This window comes from uncultured Ellagibacter sp. (assembly GCF_934643285.1).
Lineage (GTDB): Bacteria > Actinomycetota > Coriobacteriia > Coriobacteriales > Eggerthellaceae > Ellagibacter.
Window position 1 is genome coordinate 49,018 of record NZ_CAKUBT010000003.1, and the last position, 24,848, is coordinate 73,865.

At 55.2% G+C, this 24,848-nt stretch carries 25 protein-coding genes; 18 read left to right on the top strand and 7 right to left on the bottom strand.

Features of this window, described 5'->3' with window-relative positions; all coding sequences use genetic code 11:
• Window positions 1–395: 395 nt before the first annotated feature.
• The 6 genes from Q0I65_RS02950 to Q0I65_RS02975 all read right to left on the bottom strand — a co-directional run bounded on the left by Q0I65_RS02950 (window position 396) and on the right by Q0I65_RS02975 (window position 5,830).
• Window positions 396–1,028: a CpsB/CapC family capsule biosynthesis tyrosine phosphatase gene (locus Q0I65_RS02950; RefSeq protein WP_296059651.1), complete on the bottom strand. Its 633-nt coding sequence runs from the start codon at window positions 1,026–1,028 to the stop codon at window positions 396–398.
• A gap of 87 nt (window positions 1,029–1,115) precedes the next feature.
• On the bottom strand, window positions 1,116–2,294 hold the full coding sequence (locus Q0I65_RS02955) for an LCP family protein (RefSeq protein ID WP_296059652.1): 1,179 nt from the start codon (window positions 2,292–2,294) through the stop codon (window positions 1,116–1,118).
• 24 nt (window positions 2,295–2,318) lie between these two features.
• Window positions 2,319–3,194 carry a sortase gene (locus tag Q0I65_RS02960; RefSeq protein WP_296059653.1) on the bottom strand — a complete coding sequence of 292 codons (876 nt, stop codon included), beginning with the start codon at window positions 3,192–3,194 and terminating at the stop codon, window positions 2,319–2,321.
• Window positions 3,195–3,405: 211 nt separating this feature from the next.
• The gene (locus Q0I65_RS02965) at window positions 3,406–4,437 is read right to left on the bottom strand and encodes a CpsD/CapB family tyrosine-protein kinase (protein ID WP_296059654.1); all 1,032 of its coding nucleotides are present in this window, start codon (window positions 4,435–4,437) and stop codon (window positions 3,406–3,408) included.
• Between the two features lies 1 nt (window position 4,438).
• Window positions 4,439–5,107, bottom strand: a complete 669-nt coding sequence (locus Q0I65_RS02970; protein ID WP_296059655.1) for a Wzz/FepE/Etk N-terminal domain-containing protein — start codon at window positions 5,105–5,107, stop codon at window positions 4,439–4,441.
• A gap of 117 nt (window positions 5,108–5,224) precedes the next feature.
• Window positions 5,225–5,830: a hypothetical protein gene (locus tag Q0I65_RS02975; RefSeq protein WP_296059656.1), complete on the bottom strand. Its 606-nt coding sequence runs from the start codon at window positions 5,828–5,830 to the stop codon at window positions 5,225–5,227.
• A gap of 650 nt (window positions 5,831–6,480) precedes the next feature.
• On the opposite strand from Q0I65_RS02975, the gene Q0I65_RS02980 reads away from it, so the two are divergent.
• The 15 genes from Q0I65_RS02980 (at window position 6,481) to Q0I65_RS03045 (ending at window position 23,153) form a co-directional block, all read left to right on the top strand.
• The gene (locus tag Q0I65_RS02980; RefSeq protein ID WP_296059657.1) at window positions 6,481–7,287 is read left to right on the top strand and encodes a sugar transferase; all 807 of its coding nucleotides are present in this window, start codon (window positions 6,481–6,483) and stop codon (window positions 7,285–7,287) included.
• Window positions 7,284–8,123 (top strand): glycosyltransferase, encoded by an 840-nt coding sequence (locus tag Q0I65_RS02985; RefSeq protein ID WP_296059658.1) that lies wholly within the window; start codon window positions 7,284–7,286, stop codon window positions 8,121–8,123. Before Q0I65_RS02980 ends, Q0I65_RS02985 begins: the two co-directional genes overlap by 4 nt.
• Window positions 8,124–8,125: 2 nt before the next feature.
• Window positions 8,126–9,442: a hypothetical protein gene (locus Q0I65_RS02990; protein WP_296059659.1), complete on the top strand. Its 1,317-nt coding sequence runs from the start codon at window positions 8,126–8,128 to the stop codon at window positions 9,440–9,442.
• The gene (locus Q0I65_RS02995) at window positions 9,435–10,226 is read left to right on the top strand and encodes a hypothetical protein (RefSeq protein ID WP_296059660.1); all 792 of its coding nucleotides are present in this window, start codon (window positions 9,435–9,437) and stop codon (window positions 10,224–10,226) included. The genes Q0I65_RS02990 and Q0I65_RS02995 overlap by 8 nt, the downstream gene beginning before the upstream one ends.
• A 28-nt stretch (window positions 10,227–10,254) precedes the next feature.
• Entirely contained in the window at window positions 10,255–11,475 is a 1,221-nt protein-coding gene (locus tag Q0I65_RS03000) for a hypothetical protein (RefSeq protein WP_296059661.1), read from the top strand.
• On the top strand, window positions 11,465–12,517 hold the full coding sequence (locus Q0I65_RS03005; RefSeq protein ID WP_296059663.1) for a polysaccharide biosynthesis protein: 1,053 nt from the start codon (window positions 11,465–11,467) through the stop codon (window positions 12,515–12,517). The genes Q0I65_RS03000 and Q0I65_RS03005 overlap by 11 nt, the downstream gene beginning before the upstream one ends.
• Before the next feature lies 1 nt (window position 12,518).
• Window positions 12,519–13,742, top strand: a complete 1,224-nt coding sequence (locus Q0I65_RS03010; protein WP_296059664.1) for an NAD-dependent epimerase/dehydratase family protein — start codon at window positions 12,519–12,521, stop codon at window positions 13,740–13,742.
• Entirely contained in the window at window positions 13,693–15,162 is a 1,470-nt protein-coding gene (locus Q0I65_RS03015; RefSeq protein WP_296059665.1) for a glycosyltransferase, read from the top strand. The genes Q0I65_RS03010 and Q0I65_RS03015 overlap by 50 nt, the downstream gene beginning before the upstream one ends.
• Before the next feature lie 177 nt (window positions 15,163–15,339).
• Entirely contained in the window at window positions 15,340–16,413 is a 1,074-nt protein-coding gene (locus tag Q0I65_RS03020; RefSeq protein WP_296059666.1) for a glycosyltransferase family 4 protein, read from the top strand.
• A gap of 304 nt (window positions 16,414–16,717) precedes the next feature.
• Window positions 16,718–16,930, top strand: coding sequence for a hypothetical protein (locus tag Q0I65_RS09655; protein ID WP_366513213.1), 213 nt, complete (start codon window positions 16,718–16,720; stop codon window positions 16,928–16,930).
• A gap of 47 nt (window positions 16,931–16,977) precedes the next feature.
• The gene (locus Q0I65_RS03025) at window positions 16,978–18,471 is read left to right on the top strand and encodes a polysaccharide biosynthesis C-terminal domain-containing protein (RefSeq protein WP_296059667.1); all 1,494 of its coding nucleotides are present in this window, start codon (window positions 16,978–16,980) and stop codon (window positions 18,469–18,471) included.
• An 85-nt stretch (window positions 18,472–18,556) separates the two neighbouring features.
• The gene (gene wecB, locus Q0I65_RS03030) at window positions 18,557–19,735 is read left to right on the top strand and encodes a UDP-N-acetylglucosamine 2-epimerase (non-hydrolyzing) (protein WP_296059669.1); all 1,179 of its coding nucleotides are present in this window, start codon (window positions 18,557–18,559) and stop codon (window positions 19,733–19,735) included.
• A 247-nt stretch (window positions 19,736–19,982) separates the two neighbouring features.
• Window positions 19,983–21,485: a serine/threonine-protein kinase gene (locus Q0I65_RS03035; protein ID WP_296059670.1), complete on the top strand. Its 1,503-nt coding sequence runs from the start codon at window positions 19,983–19,985 to the stop codon at window positions 21,483–21,485.
• 23 nt (window positions 21,486–21,508) lie between these two features.
• Complete coding sequence (locus Q0I65_RS03040; RefSeq protein ID WP_296059672.1) at window positions 21,509–21,763, top strand: hypothetical protein; 255 nt, start codon at window positions 21,509–21,511, stop codon at window positions 21,761–21,763.
• Between the two features lie 568 nt (window positions 21,764–22,331).
• On the top strand, window positions 22,332–23,153 hold the full coding sequence (locus Q0I65_RS03045; RefSeq protein WP_296059674.1) for a hypothetical protein: 822 nt from the start codon (window positions 22,332–22,334) through the stop codon (window positions 23,151–23,153).
• A gap of 103 nt (window positions 23,154–23,256) precedes the next feature.
• Here Q0I65_RS03045 and Q0I65_RS03050 read toward each other — a convergent pair whose 3' ends face one another.
• The gene (locus tag Q0I65_RS03050; RefSeq protein WP_296059675.1) at window positions 23,257–23,520 is read right to left on the bottom strand and encodes a transposase; all 264 of its coding nucleotides are present in this window, start codon (window positions 23,518–23,520) and stop codon (window positions 23,257–23,259) included.
• 160 nt (window positions 23,521–23,680) lie between these two features.
• Between Q0I65_RS03050 and Q0I65_RS03055 the strand changes: the two genes are divergently transcribed.
• The 3 genes from Q0I65_RS03055 to Q0I65_RS03065 all read left to right on the top strand — a co-directional run bounded on the left by Q0I65_RS03055 (window position 23,681) and on the right by Q0I65_RS03065 (window position 24,799).
• Window positions 23,681–23,833, top strand: coding sequence for a hypothetical protein (locus tag Q0I65_RS03055; protein ID WP_296059676.1), 153 nt, complete (start codon window positions 23,681–23,683; stop codon window positions 23,831–23,833).
• A gap of 226 nt (window positions 23,834–24,059) precedes the next feature.
• Window positions 24,060–24,332, top strand: coding sequence for a hypothetical protein (locus Q0I65_RS03060; protein WP_296059679.1), 273 nt, complete (start codon window positions 24,060–24,062; stop codon window positions 24,330–24,332).
• Window positions 24,332–24,799, top strand: a complete 468-nt coding sequence (locus tag Q0I65_RS03065) for a hypothetical protein (RefSeq protein WP_296059681.1) — start codon at window positions 24,332–24,334, stop codon at window positions 24,797–24,799. The genes Q0I65_RS03060 and Q0I65_RS03065 overlap by 1 nt, the downstream gene beginning before the upstream one ends.
• Window positions 24,800–24,848 lie beyond the last annotated feature (49 nt).

Consider the following 24,848-nt stretch of genomic DNA (forward strand, 5'->3'; position numbering starts at 1 on the left):
GACAATCAGGAACGTTCGCGGCGCAACGGTCATTCCCGTCCGTCAGACATGAAAGTCGCTTCGGACCTTTGCGCTAACGGTGGCTGTCGGGAGAGCGTTAGCTGTTGGAGTGAAAGTTGATTTGAGTCTGGCCTTTTTGAATGTTCGTCATCGCCACAACGGCGTGCGCGCTGTGTCGGCCTTTGGGGCGCTATCTTTTCGCGGGCAGGCGCGATAGGCGATTTAACGATTCTCGATACTCTGACGTTAAAAGCGATAATGGTGATAACCGCGAAAGGCCAGGTGGGACCATGAAAGGAAAGAGCAAGTCTAAAGCTAACCCGTTCTAGTCAACGGCAAACGCTGATTCACCTGTCCCTGCCGGGCCCAATCAAAGATCGGGCAGAAGGTAATCCCTAGTATTTCTGGGCTTCCTTGAGCGCTTTGAGGTAGGTGGCGTAGTGCTCCACCCGGTGGGCATCGCTTGCGAGGTAGTCGACCAGCCCGTTCTTGAGCAGGGCCGTTGCAGTGCGTCGGCGCGGGTTGAAGATGCTCCCTTCCACGAAGTTCGCGGAAAGTTGAAGCCGGCAGCCCATTTCCCTCATCTCGCGCGCGACGTCGAGATCCTCCTGCACGGGTTTGTAGCGCTCAGGGTGGGCGATCACGATGTCGACGCCCTTGCCCTGGATGGTGTAGATCGCGCGCTGCCAGTTCGCCGGCAGATGGCTGCTTGAGAACTCGAGCAAAAGCAGGTTGGTGCCCTCGATGCAAAGGCTCGGCGCCGCGTCGAGCCCCATGTCGGCGAGCTTCTTCCAGTGCACCTCGTATCCCAAGCTCAGGCGCACGCCGTTCTTCTCCGCATGCGCCTTGAAGGCCCGATAGCGCTTCTCGATGAGTTCTGCGTCGAAGTCGGAGTGCTTGCAATGCGGCGTGCACACGATGTGGTCGATGCCGGCGTCCCGCGCGGCAAGGAGCATCTGGTGGGACTCCGCCGGCGTGCGCGAGCCGTCGTCGACCCCGTTCAGGATATGGCAATGGATGTCGAACACGCTCTCTCCTTTCGCCACGCTGCCTCGCGGCCGCACGTCCGCTTACCGCACGCGCCTGTGCCCATTCTCTTGCCGAACACGGCGGCCCTATTCCTCGCTTCCCACCTCGTGGTAGTACACGTTGAGAACCGTTTCGTACACGTTTGTCTTGTCCAGGTAGAACTCAGCGAACTTGTCCCCCTGTTGCATAGTGCCCTGAAGAGTGGTCATGTCGACCGACATGATCCCCGTCGCTAAGACGGAGCTTGCCAGGTAGCTGAACTCGTTGAGCCCCAGGTTCGTCACGGCATAGTTCGAAGCCGTCGTGTACAAGTTGACCAGCGTCCCGACGTTGCCCTGGGCACTCGAGAGCGCCTGCTTGCAAAACGTCTCGACGAACTGTGACTGGCGCGCCTGGCGGTCAAGCGACGACGTCAGCACCGACGTGTCGCGCCACTGCACGTACTTGAGCGCGTTGCTCCCGAACAAAACGGTCGGCTCGCCCTCGACGATGTTGGTGTTGGGAATCGACTGCGTCGGGGTCAACGACACGCCCCCGATGGCATCCGCGAGTGCGCCGACGCCGTCCATATCGAGTGCGAAGTAGTAGTTCACGGGCATGTTGTACAGCACACGCGAAACCGCGGAGGCAGTGTATTGGCTGCTCAGCTCGCCGCCGTCGCCGTACGCGTAGGCCAGGCACAGCTGCATGGTCGACATGCCGGTGAAGGTGTCTCCCATGAACTCGCCCACCTCGACCATCGAGTCGCGCGGGATGCCGATTCCCGTCGTCTCGCCGGTGTCGAGGTTCACGGCGAGCACCATGACGGCGTCCGCCTGCCCGACGCTCTTGCCCGGCACGACCTCCTCGGTCTGACGGTCGTAGCCTATGACGGCGATGGAAACCATGTTCTCGTTCAGTGCGTACGTTTTCCCGTTGTACTCGACGGTGCGGCCCTCGTCGTAAGTCACGGCGCTGTCATCCGCCTGGATGTCGTCGGCAGTGTTGGCTTGCTTCACGGCGCTCTCGCCCGACTTCATGAAGGCGAAGGCGGCGACGGCGACGGCGACCGCGATCGCCACGAGAATCCCCACGACGATGGCAACGCGCTTCAGGATCTTCTTGCGGCGCGAATGGTGGCGCTTCTTCTTCCTGATGAGGACCTCTTCCTCCATCGTCTGGGGCGCCTCGGTCGCCTTGGGCGTCGGGGCCTCCTCGGGAGCCTCGGGCGTCGGGGCAGTGCCGCTTCCCGCCTCATCCAGTGCGTTGTCTTTCGTTTCGCTCACTTCCAAAGTGCTTCGTCTTTCGTGCTAGTAAGTCGGTTGATCGCTGACGAGAACTCCCGTCACGAGGTATCTTCTCACGATGTGGTTGGAATCGCCGGTGCAGGTGCTCAGCTGCACGATTTTATCGCTTGAAGTGAGGGTCGTTCCCTCGCGCACGTTCTCGACGAGCGAGTCGGGGCTGAGTACCGAGTCGAAGTACTGCTGGACGATGGTCGGGTCGGAGAAGTTGAACGAGTTCAGGATGTGACGGTTGTCGTACTGGTAGGCGGCAATCACGCGGTAGGTGAGGATGTGCCCGTCGGTGTAGACGTACATGTCCTCGTGGGAGTCGAAGAAGTCCTTGTTCTCGAAGCGGTGCAGCGTGGAGAACATGGTTCCCTGCACCAGGTTGTGCCCGTAGATCACCGTGACGGGGTCGGAGAAGTCGGTCCTGTTTGCCAGCTGCGTGTAAATGGCGCCCTCCTCGGACCATTCGCCGTCCTTGTTGTGTTTCAGGTAGAACGTGTCATCGGTCGGGTGCTGCACCACCGGGTAGTTCACATCGGTGCCGGGAATGTAGATCCAGGCGTAGATGTCGGGGTTCTCCAGGCGAAGCGATGCGAAATCGATGGGGTTTTCCACCCGCGGGTCCGCGGTGTCTTGCGAAGTGGTGGGGGCTTCCGGCTCGGGGGTCGTGGCAGCCTCCTCGGCCGATTTCGCGATCTGAGCGTTCTGCCACACGAGGTACGCGCCGCCGGCAACTGCCGCGCACACCAGGATGATGAGCAGCACGACGAGCGCCGCGATCTGCGGGCGCTTCTTGCGGGGGCCGTCTCCCGAGCTGGAAGCTTGCGCGCTCGGCGCCTTCGCGTGCTTGGGGGCGATATCCTCTTCGGTCGGTTTCGGATTGTCGTTTGCCATGGGTTCCTTAGAATGTGCTGGTCAGCGAGCTGCCGGCGGCCCTGCTCGTGTGGATTGTCGGCAGCGCCGCTCGCGCGGTTTGCACGCGTCGCCGCCTTCACAAACCGCTCGTGCGACCTGTCCTTTCCGCTGGCCGAGCGCCTCTTTGTCGCAGGCAGCTGGAAAGCATGACGGGAAGCCCCACCGTGGGCCTCCCGTCATGGGCGCTACGTTAGATTCTCGTGTTCTTGTGGCGCGGTGCGCGGCCGTCGGCACGGCGTGGTACCGCCGGCTTGAAGGCGCCGCGCGGGAATTGCTCGTCGCCGTTCGCCTGAGCGGCCCTTTGCTGGTTTGCGGTCGGGGGCATGCCAGCACCCGCATTAGCGTTCGGGTTCACACCCGCGCTCGCGCCCATGCCCGCATTTGCACCTTGGCGCCGCGGTCGCGAGCCAGCTTCCCTGCGTTCCGCCTGCTTGGGGTCGATGCCAGCCTTGCGCGCCCACTGGCCGATGTCGTCGGCAGCGAGGTCGCGCGCGTTGGGATTGTCCATCAGCTGCTTTTCGCGGTCCTTGCGGGAGACGCGCTTCCCGTCGGAGTTGTAGTAGGCGTAGTAGTAATCGTTGTTCGCTTCTTCGCGCGAGAACGTGATGACCGAGCCCAAGATGCGCGCGTTGGCGGCCTTGAGCTGCTGCACGCCGGCGACGACGTCGTCACGCTTCGCCGCGCGCTCGCGGATGACGTACAGCGTGCCGTCGACCAGGTTCGATATGATGGCCGCGTCCACGAAAAGTCCGATGGGAGGCGAATCGAATATCACGTAGTCGAACATCTCGCGCAGCGTGTCAACGAGGGCCGAGAAGCGCTTGGTCGAAAGGACGTCGGGAGGGGAGGGAATGTTCGGCTCGGTGTCCATGAAATACAGGTTGGGGCGGTCGGTCGGGTAGATGGCGCTTTTAAGCGGCGCCTGCCCGACGAGTACGGAATACAGGCCGCATTCCGTGTGGATGCCCAGAAGCCCCGCGATGCAGCGGCGGCGCATGTCGGTGTCGACGATGAGCACCTTCTTGCCGGAGCTGGCGATGGCGCAGGCAAGGTTGGTGCTGACCTGGGTTTTGCCCTCGTCCATGCCCGTCGACGTGACCACAATCGTCTTCACCTTCTCGTCGATGGAGACGAAGCGGATGTTGGCGAACAGCGTCTTCGATGCGTTGCTCAGGAGGGGATTTTGGAACTGGCTGGGGCGCTTGCGGTTCTTCTTGGCCATGTTACCTCGCCTTCTTCGGCTTGGGCATGCGACCGAGTACGGGAATCCCGAGCAGCTCTTCGGCGTCGTCGCCCGATTTCACGGTGGTGTCCAGCATGTCCTGCAAGACGATAATCGCGATGGCGACGAACAGCCCTGCGAGCAGGGCAACTGCGGTGTACATGACTCGGTTGGGGCCGGAGGGCTTGTCTGGCACGCTCGCCCGGTCGATGATGTTCACGGCGTCGAGCTTCATCGCGTCGATGGCGGCCTTCGAAGTGCGGTCGGCGAGTTCGTTAGCTACGCTCGCGGCACCTTCGGGGCTTTTGCCCGTGACGGTGAGCGTGATGACGCGGCTCGTGGTGTCGGAGGTTACCCCCACATCGAAGCCCTCGAGGTCGCTCATGCCGAGGGCGCTCGCGGTGGAGCTCATCACGGTCGACGTTTTAGCGATTTTCGCCAGGTCGTTCGCGAGCTGCTGGGAAGCCGAGGTGTCGGAGCTGGTCACGCGGCCGGATCCATCGGTCGCGTTCGTCGTTTGCGTCAGCACGTAGAGCGACACGTTGGCGGTGTAGTTGTTGGTCATGAATCCCCAGCAGTACGCCGCGGTCGCGCCCGCGAACACGAGGGGGAACACGAGCACCAGGTACCATTTCTTTCGAAGGAGCTCGAGCAGCTCAAGCAGGGTCATTGAAGCGGTTCTCCTCTATTCTTCTCACAACAAAGGAGAGGGCAGCTGCGCCCTCTCCTTTTTCAACATGCGTGCGGCGCGGCTCTCGATGACGATCTGCCGCATGTACCGGTGGCGCTATTCAGCGAGCTTCTTGCGAAGGGCCACGCCCACGCCCACGGCGGCGATGGCGCACGCGGCGGTGGCGACGGCGATGCCGGTCATGTCAACGCCGGTCTGCGGGGAGGTGGCGCTTGCGTCGGTGGTGGCGCCGGTGACGGTGGAGGAGTCAACTGCGATGGTCACGAGCGATAGGCCATCGGTGGAGATGGTCACATTGCCGTTGGAGACGGTCGCCGTCTTCGTCTCGGTGCCGAGGTTCGCGTCGCGGCCCTGGTGCTCGATGAACACGGTGGCGGTGGCGCCGTTGTACTCAGTTCCCACGTTGAAGGTGAGGGTGTAGGGGCCGTAGGTGCTGCCCTCGGGCACGTCGTAAACTTTGAAGGTGCCGACGATCTTCTGGGTGGCGCTGAGCGACACGTTGGAAGCCTGGTCGGAGGTTGCCTCGACGACGAGCTTGCTCGTGGAGTCGTCGGTCTTGCCGCTGACCGTGAGGGTCGCGCCCTGGGATGCGGTGCAGGTGTTGGACGTTACCTTCTGCGGGCTGTTCGATGCCCATGCCAGAGTCGGCATCGCCATGGCGAGGGCGAGCGCGCAAATCATGGCAGTAAGCTTCTTTTTCATCGTTTCCTCTTTCACTTGAGCGAATGCGTCAATGCGAATGACGGGTCTCATCATAGCACATGGGGGACGGGGACGCGCGCCTCCGTCGGGCCGACAGGGTTTTGGGGCCCTGTTTTGTGGTGACTTGACGACCGCTTGTCTTATCCTCGACGTGATAATATCCCCCCTGAGCATCGTCTTCAATGGGAATTGCCTATTCTTAACAAAATTTCGCAATGGATTGTTTCGTTTGAGGACTTACTGTTATTTTATTCTCGAACCCCGACATTTTTCTCAAAATGCATTCTATTCGGCGGTATGATAGGTATACTGTAATAAATTTAAGAGGTAGGGCAAAAGCGACTCGATTCGGGTCGAGGCTTTTGTGCGCAGACGAATCGAGAAAATGACGAGTGGAATTTTGCTCGTCGAGCACATGTGGATGGAGATGGCGAGATTTTTCAAGAGGTAGACAGGCTTGAAGGCACGCGAGTTGGTATGGAGGGAGAGGGACATTTGGTATCGCGGAACGCTATGGGCATAGCGTTCCGCGATACCAAGAGATCCTTCGATATCACAGCTGCGGCTGTGGGTATGGTGAGGGACCATATTTCCTCACGCATCCCGGAAATGCATCTCGCAAAGCCCGCTTTCAGGGTGGTGTGCGCGTAGTGTCCGTAGAAGATGTCATGACGCCATTGACTATGTCTGCAGCTAATGGCGGCGTTGAGGAGCCTTCTGCCTACACCTCCGTCGAGCGCCGTGAAGCGGCGGATATCGACGCAGTTGGGAAATATGAACCCAAGTTAACCGAGAACGGCATCCCTGCGGATGTGCTGGCGAAGCTCCTCCCGGGCGACGACGTGATTGAGCTCGAGATGCCAGTTGTGGGTAGCAACTTAGCTTATCGTTTCGTGAAGCGCGCTTTCGATGTGGTTTCATGCAGCTGCGCGCTGGTTATTCTCGCTATTCCTATGGGCGTCATCGCCCTGAAGATCAAGTCCGAGTCTCCGGGCCCTGTTATCTTTGCTCAGAGGCGAGTAGGTAAGGGCGGGCGTATCTTCAACGTGTACAAGTTTCGCTCCATGTACATCGACGCGGAGGCGCGGGGTGCACGATGGGCTCAGGGCGACGATCCGCGCGTTACGCCCTTCGGCAAAGTTATGCGCAAGACTCGCATGGATGAGATTCCTCAGTTCTGGAACGTTGTTAAAGGCGATATGAGCTTAATCGGTCCCCGTCCGGAGCGCCCGGCGTTTTGCGTCGAGTTCGAGAAGCGTATCCACGGCTGGCATTATCGCACCATGGTGACCCCGGGCCTTTCCGGTCTGGCCCAGGTGGCGGGTGGTTATGACTTGCTTCCGAAGGAGAAAGTGGTGCTCGACCTGGAGTACATCGAGCACCGATCAATTGCTATGGATTTGAAGATTATCCTGAAAACGCTCGGCGTTGTTTCAACTGGCGAGGGAGCGCGATGAACGGAAATGGCCTTCCCCCATACAGCGTGCTCATGTCGGTTTATTCGGGGGAAAGCGCGGATAATCTTCGGTGTGCTGTCTCGAGCATGTTAAATCAGACAGTTCGTCCGGACCAGTTTGTCGTGGTCTGCGACGGGCCTCTTGGCGATGACCTGGACACCGTTTTGTCCGATTTCGTGAATACGGACGCAGAAGGCCTGTTCGATGTTGTTCGATTACCGAAGAATGTCGGCTTGGGCAGAGCGTTAAGCGCTGGTCTTGATGCTTGCCGTAACAAGTATGTTGCGAGGATGGACAGCGACGATATTGCCTTTCTGAACAGATGTGAGCTTCAGCTGGATGCGGTTGTTGCTCATAAACTTCAGCTTATTAGCGGCTATGTGCTTGAGTTCGCGGGTGACACGAGCAATGTTGTATCAATGCGTAAAGTTCCTGCGACCCAAGAGGAAATCGTCGAGTTCTCGAAGAGACGCAACCCTTTCAATCATCCTTGCGTGATGTTCGAGAAAGCCGCCGTTCTGAAGGCGGGTGGCTATCAAGACCTGTATCGCTTGGAAGATTATTATCTTTGGGTCAGAATGATTGCTGACGGTTGCAGGGTGGCTAACGTGGCGCAGCCAATTCTATATATGCGTTCCGACGAGGGGATGTACGGCCGGCGCGGCGGCATCGCCTATGGTGTCTCTCAGATGAAGCTGCTTAATTATATGAGATCGACGGGTTATATTGGTATATGGGGCTTCGTTCTCATGAGCGCCGTGCGATTCGTGTTGTCCATCGTGCCGACCTCTTTGAGACGCACTATCTACAGTAAAGTTGCGAGGGAAAAATCCTGAGTATGGTTAACGAGTTTCCTAAAGTGCTCATAGTCGGCACTGTTCCCTACAATAAGAAATCCACCTCCCGAGCTTTCGAATCGTACTTTCATGGCTGGAATAAGGAGCGCCTGGCGCAGGTGTTCTCCAACACGCGAACCCCTGTCAAGGGACATTGTGGCTCCCTGTATCAGATTACCGACCAGCGCCTCGTGAAGCGCAGATTTGACAGATGCATTAAGGTTGGCAAGAGATATGAGTATGACGAGCTGCCGGACGAATGGCTGGACGACGACTTGGAGCTAGGTAGCTCCATGTTTAGCAAGCTCTATGCCTTCGGCAGCCGCAGTAGTCACATCACGCACTTGATGAGGAAGTGCGTCTGGCGCGAGAGGTACTGGCATACGGAGGACCTTGATGCTTGGCTTGATGACTTCAAGCCCGACTGCGTTTTCTTGGCGTTCTCGAACGACTACTTTATCCTGGAGATTGCCCTCTACGTTGCCGAGAGGTTTGACGTGCCGATTGTCTCGGCGATAGGCGACGACTACTACTTCGAGGAGAATGAGACTGTCTCGCCGCTCTATTGGCTGTACAAGAGAACCTATCGTTCTCTGGTGCGTCGCGTTTTTGAGCACGGTGGAAGCGCTGTTTACATTGGCAACAAAATACGTGATAAATACAACTCGGCGTTTGGCTTGCGAGGTGGGACGGTTTACCTGACATCAGAGGCTCACAGAAGGACGTTTAGGCCTATAAATACCGAGCGCCCGATTATTCGCTACTTCGGCAACATCAGGCTCGGGCGGAACCGGTCTCTCCTCGAACTTGGCAAAGTTCTAGGTCGCATCAATCCCAACTACCGTCTGGAGGTATATTCCAACGAGACCGATTCGAAGCAGTACCAGATGCTCGTTGATGAGCCGATGGTCGATTTCATGGGCTCTGTGCCCTATAAGACGGTCCTCGAGAAGACTCTGGAGAGCGATGTCCTGGTGGTGGTCGAGGGCTTCGATAAGAGGGATGTTGACATCACTCGTTATTCTCTTTCTACCAAGGTGGCAGACGCATTAGCGTCGGGGGCCATGGTGGTGGGCTACGGCAGTTCCGAGTGTGGGGCCATTGAGTACCTCGCTGAGGCTGGTTGCTGCTGTGTAGCCAACAATGCTGCGGACCTGCAGCGAAAGATTGAACGCTTGTTCTACGACGCAGAGCTGCAGCGGCGCCTTTATGACGCGAGTGACGAGGTGGTACGCATGAACCATACACTGGAGAACAGCAATGCGGTCTTCAGAGGAATTGTCGAGAAGGCAATCGGGGGATACGCGCGCCATGAGTAGGATTATTACAATGCTGATAAGCAGCTGCGACGCCTATTCGGATCTTTGGGATGGACACATTGAGCTACTGAATAGAAATTGGCCCGAACGTAGTTTCAAGGTTTTGCTCGTAACCGACAAGCCTACAGATAGGACGTACAAGGGCGTTGAAATCGTGGCAGCTGGCGCGGGGGTTGAGATGCCCCAGAGGATTGCTTACGCTCTCGATCGCGTTGAGACTCCCTATGTGCTGCTGACGCTCGATGATTATTATCCCGTTAATCGAGTGCGCGAAGAGAAGATCAGCTCGCTTCTTGATCAGATGGGGGAGCTTGAAATCGATTACCTTCGTTTGTTCAAAAGGCCCATGCCTAAAAGGAAGATATTGGGACATGAGGGGCTGTACTGGGTTGATTTGGATGGCAATTATAGGGTTAACCTTTACGCGGGCATCTGGAGCGCCGAATTCCTGAAGGCGACTGTTGGAGAGGATCTAAACGCGTGGCAATATGAGGTCTCATTGACGGGTAAGGCTCGAGAATATGGCGCAGTGTGTGCCGCGAGCCTAGGAGGTGAGTTTGAGACGCTCGATGTCGTGCGCAAGGGGAAAATCCTGCACAAGGCGGCGCGCTATTTTAGGAAGGACCCCGTGTACCAGGGCGACAGGGGGTTATGCCCCCTTTCCCACGAAGTGCAGATTGCAGTTCGTACGTGCATGACCGAGCATCTCCCGAAAGGCGCTATTGGCGCCATGAAGCGCGTGATGGCAAAATTCGGCTTCAAATTTTATTCGGGGCTTAATTAAAAGTTGAGAGCCTTTCGGAATCAGAGTAATGACATTCTTAAAGTTGATAAATAGTATGAGCGCCGCGCAAAGGTTTTACATCCTTGTGGTCGCATTATTCAGTGTTAACTTCTTGGCTTATGGAAACCTAATTTCTATTGCAGGCTGCGTTCTTCTGCTGGTGTTCTGCAGGACGCTAGAAATGCCGCGTAGCAGTCTCTTCCTTTGGTTTTACCTGTTTGCTGTCGCGTATCCCACCTGTACAGTTTTATTTGGCGGCATCACCGGTATGACGACATCGTTGTTTCTCGTTGGCATTGGAGTAGCCAGCTCATACCTTCTTGGCAATATGGCGCTGCGGCTGTTTCCCAGATGTACGCCCAGTGTGTTTGTTCTCCTAATTTGCTTCGGTTTTGCCGCCCATGGGATGCTCAACTTTGTCGCAAATATCCTCTCTGGCACGGGAGGTAATGGTCAATGCATCGATTTTTGGACGAGGAGTTACTCTGCTGCGACCGCACAGGCAATCCTCTTCACCCCCTTGATTGCGATTATGTGGGCAGTTCTTCTGGCAAAACGGAAAAGGCTGCTAAAAATAGTGACATTGGCAGTGATGGTTGCAGCTCTGTATTACGATTTCATGCTAGGTGGAAGATCATTCTTCGTTCTGATGGCTCTTTCCGGTCTGGTTTTGCTAGCGATAAAACTTTGCAACGTCAACAAGTCGATATTTGACGCGACGAAGAGCGCAGCGCTTATCTTCATTCTGTGCGTTGTGGTGTTTGCGCTGTATCAGGCTGATTTTCTATCACTAAAAAGCAGTTTCGAGACTTCCTACATGGCCCATAGATTTAGTTACCAAGGCGTGGGCGATGACGACAGGTCGCAAAGGTGGTTGTATTACATTGCGCATTTTTCGGAGGGAATTCTCGGCGGAAACGTGATTGGCACCACGTCGGGATACGGGTATGCGCACAACCTCTGGCTCGATACGTTTGACGAGGCGGGGCTGTTGCCTTTGGTACTTCTCGTTTTGATTACTGTGCAAAGCATCGCGAAAACGATTCAAGTGGCATCTCGTTCGGATGTATTCGAGCAAAGCATCATTCTGTCTTTTCTCATCATCTTGATGACCCAGTTCTTTGTTGAGCCGATAATGCAGGGAAGTCCGTTGCTGTTTATGGCATTTGCTTATTTTTGCGGGCTGTTTGATCGGGAATCGAATCGATTGACAAAAGCGAATACACGATTGGAGAATAATGACGACTAGTTACAAAGATAAGACTCTACTCATCACCGGTGGCACGGGCAGTTTCGGCTCGACCGTGTTGAAGCATTTCGTACATACCGATCTTGCTGAGATTCGTATTTTCAGCCGTGACGAGAAAAAGCAGGACGACATGCGACACTGGCTGCAGGAGAGAAGTCCTGAGCTAGCATCCAAAGTGCGTTTCTTCATTGGCGATGTGCGCAATGCTCGGTCGGTGCGCGATGCGATGCACGGCGTTGATTACATCTTCCATGCAGCCGCGCTCAAACAAGTGCCTTCATGCGAGTTTTTCCCTATGGAAGCCGTGCGTACAAACGTTATTGGTACTGATAACGTCCTTCATGCCGCAATTGACGAGGGGGTGGAGCGTGTGGTATGTCTGTCCACCGACAAGGCAGCTTACCCCATTAACGCTATGGGCAAGTCGAAGGCCATGATGGAGTCCATCATCTATGCCAACGCCCGTAATGGTGCCGGTCGTACTACTATCTGCTGCACCCGCTATGGAAATGTCATGTGCTCTCGTGGAAGCGTGATTCCTCTCTTTATTGATCGTATTCGAAAGGGTGAGCCGCTTACGGTTACGGATTCCAATATGACCCGTTTTCTCATGAACCTGGATGAGGCAGTGGATTTGGTGCAGTTCGCTTTTGAGCATGCCAACCCGGGTGACTTGTTCATTCAAAAGGCGCCGGCTAGCACCATTGGCGACCTAGCTGAAGCGGTGCAGGAGGTGTTCGGTCATGTAGGAACGCAGGTAATCGGCACACGCCACGGCGAGAAACTCTACGAGACGCTCATGACGCGCGAGGAGCGTCTGAGAGCCGAGGACATGGGCAATTACTTCCGTGTTTCTTGCGACTCACGCGACCTGAACTATGATAGCTTCACCGTCCAGGGTGATGTGAAGACCCAAGCAGACGAGAGCTATACTTCGCATAACACTACTCGTTTGGACGTGGCGGGTACCGTGGAGAAAGTCAAGACTGCCGAGTACGTGCAGCTGGCCCTTGAGGGCCGCGAGCACGAGGCGGTGCAGTAAGATGCGGGTGCTTATTACCGGCTCTAAAGGGTTTGTTGGCAGGAACCTATGTGAGGCCTTGAAAAACATTCGGGATGGTAAGGACCGCAGGAAGAAGTACCAATCTCTGCTGCCGCTCACGATTTATGAATACGACCGCGATGGCACGCAGGAGGAGCTGAGCTTCTACTGCTCAACGGCGGATTTTGTATTCAACCTGGCAGGTATCAATCGACCCAAGGACGCGAAAGAGTTTATGGAGGGCAACCGAGGCTTTGGCGAGGTTCTCCTTAGTCTGCTCGAGCACCACAAGAACACATGCCCAGTGATGTTGTCCAGCAGCGTGCAGGCGACCCTTCAGGGCCGCTATGCGGGTAGCCCGTACGGCGAAAGTAAGCTGGCGGGTGAGGAGTTGCTGTTCGATTACGCCGCAAGAACTGGTGCGAAGGCTTACGTCTATCGCTTTCCGAACCTGTATGGCAAGTGGTGCCGCCCCAACTACAACTCCGCTGTGGCAACGTTCTGCGATGCCATCGCCAATAACCGCGAGTTTAAAGTCAGCGATCCGAGTGTGGAGCTTGAGCTGCTCTATATAGACGACCTCGTTGCGACCATGCTTGATGCTCTCCTGGGCGAAACGCGTCGATGCTGCTACGAGGGGCTCGAGTGCGTACCTGACGCAGCGGGAAGGTATTGCTATGCGCCTGGTGCGCAGAAAGCAACGCTGGGTGAGATTGTTGCCATGCTTGAGGGTTTTCGCGATGCCCGCGAAACGCTGGTGGTACCCGACTTGCTCGAGGACGGCTTCTCCAAGAAACTCTACTCGACCTTCTTGAGCTACTATGAATCCGAGCGTTTCGCTTATGAGCTTCGTTCCAATGCAGACGCGCGTGGTAGCTTTACCGAGTTCCTGCGCACACCGGAGCGCGGGCAGGTGTCCGTTAACGTGAGCAAACCCGGTATAACCAAGGGCAACCATTGGCACATGAGCAAGTGGGAAAAATTTCTTGTAGTATCAGGCACCGCGAGTATCAAGTTGCGTAGGGTTGGCTTGGATAGCGATGGGAATCCCTACCCGGTGGCTGAGTTCGTGGTGCGCGGCGAGGACATGCGTGTGGTAGAGATGATTCCCGGATACACGCACTCGATCACTAACCTCAGCAAAGCTGATGATCTTGTCACCGTGATGTGGGCCAATGAGCCTTTCGATCCCGAGAATCCTGACACTTACTACGAGGAGGTATAAGGATTTGGCGGTATATGTGCAGATTAACTGCGTCCCAAACGGTTCGACTGGTGACATCATGCTGAATGAGCACAAGGACAGGCTGGCGAATGGGGACACTTCCTATGCTTTCTGGGGAAGGGGACGTAGCCCCAAGGACAAAGGGGAATGGAAGTTTGCCAATGAGGCTGGCTGCAAGACCCATGCTTTGTTGGACAGACTTACGGGCAAGCATGGGTTCTACTCGTCCTTTGCGACACGGAAGCTACTGAGACGCCTTGATGAAATAGGGCCAGACGTGGTCCATCTGCACAATATCCATGGGTACTATGTGAATATTCCGATGTTATTTGGCTGGCTTGCAGAGCACGATTGCAAGGTCGAGTGGACCCTGCACGACTGCTGGGCGTTTACGGGCCATTGCGCGCACTTCACATATGTGAAGTGCGCGCAATGGAGGACCCATTGCGCGCACTCGAAGAAGTGTCCCCAGCTGCATGCATATCCCAAGACGTACTCGCCGTTCACTTGTTCGTGGAATTTCGAGCAGAAGGAGAAGTACTTTACTCTTGTGCCAGCCGAGCGTATGAGGCTTATAACCCCCTCAAAATGGCTTGCCGAATTAGTAGGTGAGAGCTTTCTAGCCAAGTATCCCGTGGAAGTACGCCACAACACAGTAGATGCATCCGTGTTCAAACCCACTCCGAGCGATTTCCGTGTTCAATATGGTATTGGTAATCGATTCATGGTGCTTGGCGTAGCAAGTCCTTGGAGCGATCGAAAAGGTCTCGGTGACTTTGTCCGACTCGCAAGTGAGTTAGATAGCGGCAGGTTCGTCATCGTGCTGGTAGGGCTTTCCGAGAAGCAAATTGGTAAACTTGCCAACATATTGGTCGCGCTGCCCAAAACCGAGAGCAAAGAACAGCTGGCGGAGGCGTACAGCGCTGCCGACGTATTTGTGCACCCTGGTGTGGAGGAAACGTTCGGCATGACAGTTGCCGAAGCGCAAGCCTGCGGGACCCCCGTCATAGTGACCGCAGGTTCTGCATGTGCCGAGATTTCCGATTCGGATGCTGCCACGGTTGTGCCCGCCGACTTGTCGACGTTGAAGGCAACAATCGTAAAACTCGCCGGGGGGGGGCGAGTGATTTTGGCACCTAGAACAGATTCCGCAGTGCAGCTTGCTGCAATTTATAGTGCGGCGGATATCTTTTTCAACCCGACTGTGGAGGACAACTTTCCTACGGTAAATCTAGAGGCAGAGGCCTGCGGAACGCCCGTGGTAACCTACGACACGGGCGGCTGCAGTGAGACGATCGAGGCCCCATGCAGTTTTTGCTGCGGTGATTACGAAGCTGCTTTAGCGCGGATTGCCGTGCAAGCATATCCGCGTAGCCATTGTTCGCCGTGCCGAAATAAGGCAAAGGCGCCTTCAATATGATAAAGAGGCCTGTAAGGGAGAAGAGCTATGCGGACAACGTGCGAGCAAATTAAGCTAGTTCTCATATCGAATTTTTTGAACCACCATCAGCTTCCCCTGTGCGAGGAATTCTTAGATTTACTCGATGGGTCATTCAGATTCGTCGCAACACAGCCAATCCCCGAAGAGAGGCTGAGGATGGGTTATGCCAATTACAACGATATGTACCCTTTTGTAATCAAGGCATATGACGGCGAGGACGAGGAGACGGCCAGAGCGATATACGATGCCGACATTGTAATCAATGCTGGTGCGCCGGCATTGCGCTCGGTGATTCGTCGAGTATGGTCAGATAGGTTGACTTTCGTTTATGCGGAACGCTTGCTCAAAGACGGCGATAGGGTTTTGCGGAACCCTCTCAGGTTGCTGAAATACAAATGGCTGTTTTCCCGCTTCAGCAGGAAAAACCTGCATTTGTTATGCGCAAGCAGCTATGCCGCTTCGGATTTTTCTAAAATTGGCGCGTTTCCGGGTAAGAAATATAAATGGGGCTATTTTCCTGAGCTTCCCCCCGTTATGGAAAAGAATGCTTGCGGACCTTTGCGCAAAGGCGGTTCCTCCGAACTGAGTATATTATGGGCGGGGCGTTTATTGGATTGGAAACGGCCGTATGATGCGGTTGAACTTGCCAGGTCGCTGTATGCCGAAAGCATTCCTTTCAATCTTCGGATTATAGGGAACGGCGTTGAGTTCGCAGGTGTTCAGGAGGCTGTAAAAGCCGCTGGTCTAAGCGGTCGGGTTGAGATGCTGGGTTCCAAAGGCCCTGACGAGGTGAAGAGCGCCATGGCAGAATCGGATGTATTTCTTTTCACTAGCGACTATAGGGAGGGCTGGGGTGCGGTTCTTAACGAGGCTATGGGATGTGGCACAGCTGTGGTGGCGAGTCATGCATGCGGTTCCACGAACTTCCTGATAAGGCACGGGGTTAACGGATTGATATATCCGTGCGGTTGCATAGAGAGTCTTCAGAGACAAGTTAGGCTGCTTGCAATCGATGGCGATTTAAGGATTCGACTAGGCAGGGCTGCAAGGGAAACCGTGCACGGCGAATGGGGGGCGCATTCTGCGGCAAGTAGGCTCTTGGAGCTGTCTGACTCAATAGTCGGGAAACGAGCAAATCCCTTTACAGCTGGTCCATGCAGCAAGGCTTACGACATCAGTAACGAAGAGGCCGAGGCGGCAGTTTTCGATTCTATGAAGAGGCAGGATTAAAAAGACGATGATAGTTCGAAGGATTATCAGGGCAGTTAAGAGAATGCTATTCATCCATCTAGTAAACGGCCCCCTTGCTGGGACGGATGCTTTTGAACTAAAACGAAAGCTCCTGAACTCGCTTGGTCATTCGATTGGATCTGGGACAAAAGTGGTTGGACCCGTGTATTTGAGCGGAACTGCTATCATTGGCAAGAATTGTTGGATTGGACGCAATTTCTCTGTTAACGGGAACGGCAAGGTATACATTGGTGACAATTGCGACATCGCGCCCGATGTGCATTTCAACACTGGTGGTCATGTTATGGGGACGCATGGTAGGCGCGCTGGTGAGGGTGAGATTTACAATCAAAAGATTGGTAGCGGTACCTGGATTGGCGCTCGAAGTACCTTTGTAACCAATGTTGTGGTTGGCGAGGGGTGTATGGTTGCTGCGTGCGCATGTGTCGTCAGAGACATTGAAGAGGATAGCCTTGTTGGTGGTGTCCCTGCGAAGCTGATTCGCAAATTGTCTTAGTATTGAGATAAATCCCAACGCCAACCTGTGTATTTGAGTTGTAACATATGAATGATTTGAAAAAAGGCGCTCTACTTTCCTATGCGGGTGTTGCCTTCAATGCATTAAGCGGTCTTTTGTACACACCCTGGATGATTTCATGTATCGGATCAGATGACTATGGCCTGTATACCCTCGCTATGTCTGCGGTAAATCTCTTTCTTCTGGATTTTGGCTTGGGCGATGCTGTGTCCCGCTTTCTGTCTGCCTACTATGCGAAGGGCGATGAGCGAAGGGCGAACGCGTTTCTCGGGGTGGTTTTAAAGCTGTATATCGCCATCGCGACAGTGGTGTTTGCTCTGCTCGCCCTTGTTTACTTCAATATTGATGTAATTTACGCAAATTTAGGAGATGACCAACTTGGCATCTTCAAAGGGTTGTTTTTTGTTGTCGCCTGCTACAGTGTCGTGTCGTTGCCGCTAATTTCCTTCAACGGAATTTTGACGGCTAATGAAAAGTTCGTCGCATTAAACGGTATTAACTTGGTCCAAAAAGTTGCGGCTGTCGCGCTGATAGTCGTTGCCTTGCTGCTTAATGAAGGCGTCTTTGCGATTGTATTGATAAATGCAGGGACGGGGCTCGTATGCTCGCTTTTGAAATACCTCGTGGTCTCTCGCGGTACCAGCGCTAGATATTCGGTGCGCCCCGATGTCCAAATATCCTACAGGGAGGTTTTGGGCTTTTCGTTCTGGTCGATGGTCGTTCAAATTTGCCAGCGTTTTATATTCACGATTATGCCATCCGTGCTTGCTATTGTCTCGAATGCATGGGAAATCACGCTCTTCGGTCTTGCGTCCTCGCTGGAGAGCTATGTGTATACAGTGGCTAGCGCACTTAACGGGCTGTTCATGCCTAAAGTATCGCGTATTTTGAACGCAAAGGACGTCAATGAGCTTCATCGTCTCAATTTGCGAATAGGGCGAATCCAGCTTGCGATAATCGGCGGTATTGTCGGGGGATTTCTCGCAATCGGTTCGCGTTTTGTCGCGTGCTGGGTCGGGCCAGAATACGGGATGCTAGTCATCTGCACGCTATTCATAATAATACCGAGCGTATTCGATTTGCCATTACTTGTGGAGAACACCGCAATCGTTGCTGCGGGCTATGTTAAGCAGCGGGGTGTGATCTACATCGCGATGGCGATAATGAATATCGTTTTAGGGTTTTTGCTCGCGAGCAGGTTCGGAGCAGCTGGGGCCTGCGCTGCAATATGCTTGTCTTATTTTGTGCGTACGGCTGGGCAATGTGTTCTTTACAAGAAGTACCTTGGTTTCAGGCTGTTTAGTTTTTTAAAATCTGCTTATCCCTTTTGGCTCGTTGCGGCAGGAATTGCGATTGTTGTGACGGCTAATGTTTCAAATGGCATTCCTATCGAGGGATGGCTCGGGCTGCTGCTATGCGCCATGGTCTTTCTTGTCGTATATGTTGTTGCTTTATTTTCCGTCTACTTTAACGGCTCAGAGATTGGGCTCGTGAAGTCTCTGATTGGCAAAGGCAAGTGACAAATTCTCGAAACAGTAGCTTTTTCTCTCGTTTGGTTTGTTCCTGAATCGAATTCAATAGATGAAAATAGTTAAGGAGATAGTTATGAGTGAAACGCAAGTCGCTTTCAAGAATGACGGCAGCCTGAAGCTGCTGATTATCGTTGGCACGCGCCCCGAGGTCATCCGTCTCTCGGAGGTCATCAAGAAGTGCCGGCGGCACTTCGACTGCCTGCTGGCGCACACTGGGCAGAACTACGACTACACCCTGAACGGCATCTTCTTCCGCGACCTGGAGTTGGACGACCCCGATGTGTACCTCGACGCCGTGGGGGCCGACCTGGGCGAGACGGTGGGCAATATCATCGCCGCGAGCTACAAGCTCATGGCGCAGGTGAAGCCTGACGCTCTGCTCATCCTGGGCGACACCAACAGTTGTCTCTCCGCCATCGCGGCCAAGCGCCTGCATGTCCCCATCTTCCACATGGAGGCGGGCAACCGCTGCAAGGACGAGTGCCTGCCTGAGGAGACCAACCGCCGCATCGTCGACGTGATCTCCGACGTGAACCTGGCCTACTCCGAGCATGCTCGCCGCTACCTGAATGACACGGGCTGCGCCCCCGAGCGCACCTACGTGACGGGCAGCCCCATGGCGGAGGTGCTGCGCGCCAATCTCGAGAAGATCGAGGCGTCCAACGTCCTTGGCGAGCTTGGGCTGGAGCCCAAGCGCTACATGCTGCTCTCGGCGCACCGCGAGGAGAACATCGACACCGAGGCGAACTTCACGAGCCTGTTCACTGCCATCAACGCGCTGGCCGAGAAGTACGACATGCCCATCCTGTACAGCTGCCACCCGCGCTCTCGCAAGCGCTTGGAAGCCACGGGCTTCAAGCTGGACCCGAGGGTCCGCATGCACGAGCCCATGGGTTTCCATGACTACAATTGCCTGCAGATGAACGCCTTCGCGGTGGTCAGCGATTCCGGCACTCTGCCCGAGGAGTCGAGCTTCTTTGCGAGCATCGGCAAGCCTTTTCCGGCGGTGTGCATCCGCACCTCGACCGAGCGTCCCGAGGCGCTCGACAAGGCGTGCTTCACGCTGGCGGGCATCTCCGAGCGCGGCCTTCTGCAGGCGGTCCGCACCGCCGTGGCCTTGGATGACGGGGGCAGCTACCCCGAGGCGCCCGTGCCCGACTACGCCGACGAGACCGTGAGTACCAAGGTCGTGAAGATCATCCAGAGCTATACGGGCATTGTTGACCGTATGGTTTGGAGGAAGCAGGGGTAGCCGTGGCTGGCATAGGCTGGGCGGTCGCCCAGCCTATGCCGACGCGTTCGACGCAAGGGTCGGCCTCATCGTTCCCAAATACTATCGCGCGACGAGGGCTGTTGAGTTATGCGAGAAAACCGCCGTTAACGACGGAGGAGATAAGGCAATATGCTGAGATGTGAGCACCGTCGCTCTGTACCGTAGTTGTTCTCGTGCTCCCTCTGATGGCTATCAGCTATTTTTATCGTCTTTAAGTAAGGTGTCTATGGCTAACTTGAAACTAGACAACACGCTCGCAGGGGCGCTTTCGACAATCGTCGAGCGCTATAAGGATGATAATCAGTTTGTTTCCGTGGAGAATGCAGATAAGCTGGTTTTCGACGAGCTTGAGCGAATGGGCTACCTTAAAAATCTGAGCTATGATCTTTCAGGTAACGCCATCATGATTCCAACGTACAAGGCCGCTGCCTATTTCCAGGAAGAGAATGGTGCGGCAATTGTTGCGTCCCGTAATAATAAGGTGTTTGAGACGTTCGAAGAAACTTATACTCGGGTAAAGGGAATCGGGAATGGCGGCGCGGGCAACGTGTACGAGGTTGCCGCCTCGGATGGCGAACGTTACGCGCTCAAGCTGCTGAACGCGGAAGCGGCCCGCAATCCCTCCAAGCTGAAGCGCTTTCTCCAGGAAGCGCGCTACGAGCTGGAAGGCAAGTGCTCTGCCGTCGTGAAGGCGGTTGACCTTGGCAGCATCGGTTCTGGCAACGAGAAGCGGCCCTTCTACGTCATGCCTTTGATGGACGGCAGCCTCGATGGCCTGATGAAGCGGGCTGAGGGATTTTCTGCAGGTGCGCTGGCCGAGATGGTCCTGGCTCTCATGGACGAGCTTAGGCCCTTCTACCGTGATGGGAACTTTCACAGGGATATCAAGCCCCAAAATCTCCTTTACGACGCCTCGTCCAATCGCTTGCTGCTCTCCGACCTCGGCATCGCACATATTGAGGAGGGCTATCCTGGCGCGACCGTCGAGACTGTCGCGTCTGACCGGTTGGCGAACTTTCAATACGCCGCTCCTGAGCAGCGCGTGAAAGGCGGCTCGTGCGATCAGCGGACCGACATCTATGCTTTCGGTTTGATCCTGAACGAGCTCTTCACTGCTGTCGTCCCGCAGGGCGCGAACTACAGGCGAATCTCGGATGTCGACGGGGAGTATGCCTTCCTGGACCGTGTCGTAGAACGCATGATCGCGCAGAACCCCGACGACCGCTACCCGAGCATCGAGGCCGTTCTCTTGGATGTCGAAGCCTTGTCCAGCAAAGCCGCCGCTGAAGCCGCTGCGCGCCGTGCTCTGGAGAATGTTGCATCCGATGAAGTGCCTATGATTCGCGTCGTCGGCAAGCGATGGGAAAACGGTGCCATCCTGTTCGAGATGAGCGACAGGCTTCAAGGCCGCTGGCTGGACGTTTTCAGGAGTTACGGGCAGACGTCCTTTTGCACCGATGGGTTCTATCTTGATCCCAAGCGGTTCGGTTGCTCCGGCTCAACCCTCACGGTGCCGATGGTGGGCTACGACAAGGTCAGGGCCAAGGAAGCGGTCGAATACGTCGGTCAGGTAGTCGATTGGGCTAACGGCGAGTATGCGCGCATGGTGAGGCGCGAAAGGCAACGCGAGTATGAGGAAGAACTGGCAAGGCGCCGCGCCGAGCTCGAGCGCGCCGAGAAAGATGCCGAGTTCGGAAGCGCCATTAACGATATGCTTGCGAATATGTAGGCTCTCGAAGAAAGGATTCTGCGTTGGGCTCTTGCAGCCTAAGTGCCGTTCTGGACGTCTTGATTCCAGCGCTCCCGTCGCTTCTCGGCACGCTTATCGGCGGGGCCGTGACGCTATTTGCGACTTATATGACGGCAAGGCACCAGAATAAGCTCGAGAACAAGAGGCTCGATGCTTCTCGCGAGGATGAGTGGTGGCGCTTCGAGCGCGACAATCTGGTGGGGCTGCAAGAAGCCGTCCAGCGCGGTATGAGGGCCACGGGGAAATGCTGCCTCTAGATGGATAAGCTTGCTACTGAAGGGAAGGAATGGGCGGATTGGATTGTTAATCCTGCGGACTCGGAAATGCAGCGCTAGTCGCTGGAGGATATCCTGTTGCTTTCGTGTAGGATCGGCGACGTCGAGCTGGTAAAAGCCCTCTCGCCATTTCGCCAGAAGGCTCATAGCGTCACTTCTGGCTCAAGGACCCGTACTCAGCTGTTCGATTCGATGAGGAAGCTATCCGATGCCTACGATGCCTCTATGGAGGTCATCAGCGAGAAGCTGAAAGACTGCGTTAGGGGTCGCTGAGCCAGGTGAATGGGGGACGGAGGCGCGTTCGCTCTTGATGAGTTTTGGAGCGTGAGGCCGTGTGGCTCATGCTATATCGGGTTCCGCAATGTCGAGAAGGCCTCATTTCATCTGATATTATGTGACCGATTGCGAAGATTGAGCTGATGCCTAAGGTAGTTTCCTGGAAGTCCCAGCCTCTATCGATTGACTTCGACCTATGGCGACGGGCATGCTAGTGAGCGAATTGCTGACGTATTGGCTAAATAAGCTATGGCTAACGAGTAGGAGGGCGATTGTGCCTGTTGTGGATGAGTATATCGTTAGGATTGATGCGACATTGGCAGCTGGTAACAGATTGATGATGGGCAAGCTGGTTGAAGAAACCGTATCGGTGTTTGCGAATTCTGACTCGAATATAAAGATTGGGTTGGACAGGTACAAGGCGAGGGCTATGTCCCTTTCGTCGGAGCCAATTTTTGATGATAAGGGCGATTTGGAGAAGCTAAGGGGAAAGCTTGTCTGCTTAAAGGAATCTCAGCGTAGGGATTTGGAAGCGAATCCGGCTCGCTTAGCCCTCTCAGCTGTTGATGAGGATCTCGACGAGTGCGAGCACCTCTTGCTCTCTGGGCAAGAGGAAGAAGTACAGCCATTCGTTGATAGGATGGTTCAAGTTTACGGGGGTGAAATTAAGAATATCTCGGTAGGCTTGAGGGGCTATGGTTTCGAATCGGAGACTTCGACCTTCAGGGATGACCTGCTCTATATCAGGGATCACTTGAAGCATTACAGGGCGAAGGTGGCTTCCGGTTTCGCAAAGTCCGCATCGCGCACCGTGAATATTCAATCCAACGCCGTCAATCACAACAGCGTCGAGAACGTTTTGACGATAACGCAGGTTGCCGAGCAGGTCCAAGCCATTCCGTGTAACGTTTTGGATGACGAGCTGAAGAAAGAGTTAGAGCTGCTGTTGCTTGATTTGGATATGTCCAAGGGCAAGTCTAAGCAAGATGCGGAGGGGAAGCTCGGAAAGGTCCTAGGCTGGTTGACCGACAAGGGCGTTGATGTGGCATTGGCGGCCTTGCCCTATGTGCTCAATGTGTTGCAGACGCTCGTCTGAGCACCTTTCTTATCCCTAACATGATGTGTCGCTAGACTGTACGCTTGTCAATGCTGTCAGCGTGTCTTTTTGATGGGGCTTTGGTAGTTTGTGTGACAGGGACTTAGCCTAAGAAGCTACCGCTACCCTCCCTCATCGTCCTCTTGCCCCTCCTTTTCGAGCACTTCCTCTCCTTTGCCGGTCTTTCCGGCAGCGCCGGCTTGCAGCCGCCGCACCTGAGCATGAGCAGCGCCACGAGGTTGTCCACGTTCTTGAAGCCGTAGCCCATTCTCACGGTGACTTTCACCTTGTTGTTGATGGCCTCCACGCGCCCGTTGCCTATGTCGAATCTCACCGCCGTGACGATGCCGCAGAAGCGCCTGTGCACTTCTGGCCACCTCCTCGACCTTGCCTATCCCGCACGAGGAGGCGTGCGGGATAGGCCGTAGCTGGGGTCGGTGTACCAGCCGTCGAACGCAGCGTATGGCATCGCACCGCGAGCTTCACAGGCTGACACGCGAGCTGTCCGTCGCGCCGAGGCCAGGAAGATGAGGAACTTCGTGTTGATGGTCGACACGAAGGTTCTGCTGAGTGCCGGCAAGGGACGTGGGGCCGAGCATGTCTCGTCGGTGGCTTGCACGTCGGCTCAAGTGCGCTATGCTGCGGGTATCGATTCCGGCATGGTCGCAACCGGCTGGTAGAGCGCGACCTCCATCAAAGTAACGCCGACGGAAAACAGTTCAAGCGTGCGACTGTCGGCGATGATGCTATCATGGCTGTGAGCAGCGTAGCCTCAAAAGACATACCTGCCGCATTTTGTTCCACGAGAATCAGGGGTGCGCGTACAGGTAGTTGTGAGAGTTTTGTTAGTGCATACGTGCGCTAGCGTGGCGTAGCCCGGCACTTGGGCGTTTCAGGAGGACAGGCATGAATCTTGACAACCTCTCGCGTGAGGTAAGGATGGTTTGTCGCGCATGCGGCAACGACGAGTTCGAATATGACGACGTCGCTGGTGATTTGTCAAATGCGCCGGATGAAACCGAGCTCAAATGCGCCCACTGTAGCCTGAAAACCACGAAAGGAGCGCTCATAGAGGATAATTCCGAGTCTATCAGCGCTGCCGTTGACGAGATTTCTGAAGAAGTCGTGGCCGCTGTTCAAAAAGAGCTTGATACGGTTTTCAAGAAGGCTTTTCGCTAATGGATCTTGCAAGCATTGATGCAGCAACGGCCATTGGTGATGTCATCGCTTTGGCCGCGCTTGTGACTTCGATTGTCTCTATTCGCAAATCCAACAAGGCGGAGTCATTGCAGGCCAAGGTTGCCGAACTTGATGCCAAGCTGAAGGCTTATGAGCTTGCTGATGCCGAGGAGGGACGCAAGGCCTGTGTAGAGGCTCGCGCAATCAGCGTCGGCAAGGGACGGCGCCTAAGGATTTGCAATGTTGGCAAGGAGCCCGCTAGAGAGGTGGACTTCAAGGTCCTGGACAAGGACAGGGCAGGGCTTGTGATGAGGGACCATGTACCCTTTCCAGAGCTCGAATACCAGAAGAGCTTCGACGAGGTGCTCATTACATATCTGGGTTTGAACCCTGTTTTTGACGTCGAAGTGAGTTGGGTTGACGCTGAGGGCGGCCGTCAGGCAAAAATCAGCCACATAAGCCTTTAAATCACCTGCAGTGGGCAAGTAAGGGGTTCCAACATACGTAAATAATTCT

Coding starts and splice junctions, on each gene's coding strand:
- Q0I65_RS03055 (WP_296059676.1), top strand. CDS start 23,681: ATGAGGAACTTCGTGTTGATGGTCGACACGAAGGTTCTGCTGAGTGCC.
- Q0I65_RS02975 (WP_296059656.1), bottom strand. CDS start 5,830: ATGAAAAAGAAGCTTACTGCCATGATTTGCGCGCTCGCCCTCGCCATG.
- wecB (WP_296059669.1), top strand. CDS start 18,557: ATGAGTGAAACGCAAGTCGCTTTCAAGAATGACGGCAGCCTGAAGCTG.
- Q0I65_RS03005 (WP_296059663.1), top strand. CDS start 11,465: ATGACGACTAGTTACAAAGATAAGACTCTACTCATCACCGGTGGCACG.
- Q0I65_RS02990 (WP_296059659.1), top strand. CDS start 8,126: ATGGTTAACGAGTTTCCTAAAGTGCTCATAGTCGGCACTGTTCCCTAC.
- Q0I65_RS02970 (WP_296059655.1), bottom strand. CDS start 5,107: ATGACCCTGCTTGAGCTGCTCGAGCTCCTTCGAAAGAAATGGTACCTG.
- Q0I65_RS03020 (WP_296059666.1), top strand. CDS start 15,340: ATGGGTTATGCCAATTACAACGATATGTACCCTTTTGTAATCAAGGCA.
- Q0I65_RS03010 (WP_296059664.1), top strand. CDS start 12,519: ATGCGGGTGCTTATTACCGGCTCTAAAGGGTTTGTTGGCAGGAACCTA.
- Q0I65_RS03000 (WP_296059661.1), top strand. CDS start 10,255: ATGACATTCTTAAAGTTGATAAATAGTATGAGCGCCGCGCAAAGGTTT.
- Q0I65_RS02965 (WP_296059654.1), bottom strand. CDS start 4,437: ATGGCCAAGAAGAACCGCAAGCGCCCCAGCCAGTTCCAAAATCCCCTC.
- Q0I65_RS03060 (WP_296059679.1), top strand. CDS start 24,060: ATGAATCTTGACAACCTCTCGCGTGAGGTAAGGATGGTTTGTCGCGCA.
- Q0I65_RS09655 (WP_366513213.1), top strand. CDS start 16,718: ATGGGGACGCATGGTAGGCGCGCTGGTGAGGGTGAGATTTACAATCAA.
- Q0I65_RS03065 (WP_296059681.1), top strand. CDS start 24,332: ATGGATCTTGCAAGCATTGATGCAGCAACGGCCATTGGTGATGTCATC.
- Q0I65_RS02995 (WP_296059660.1), top strand. CDS start 9,435: ATGAGTAGGATTATTACAATGCTGATAAGCAGCTGCGACGCCTATTCG.
- Q0I65_RS03025 (WP_296059667.1), top strand. CDS start 16,978: ATGAATGATTTGAAAAAAGGCGCTCTACTTTCCTATGCGGGTGTTGCC.
- Q0I65_RS02985 (WP_296059658.1), top strand. CDS start 7,284: ATGAACGGAAATGGCCTTCCCCCATACAGCGTGCTCATGTCGGTTTAT.
- Q0I65_RS03015 (WP_296059665.1), top strand. CDS start 13,693: ATGAGCCTTTCGATCCCGAGAATCCTGACACTTACTACGAGGAGGTAT.
- Q0I65_RS02960 (WP_296059653.1), bottom strand. CDS start 3,194: ATGGCAAACGACAATCCGAAACCGACCGAAGAGGATATCGCCCCCAAG.
- Q0I65_RS03035 (WP_296059670.1), top strand. CDS start 19,983: ATGGCTAACTTGAAACTAGACAACACGCTCGCAGGGGCGCTTTCGACA.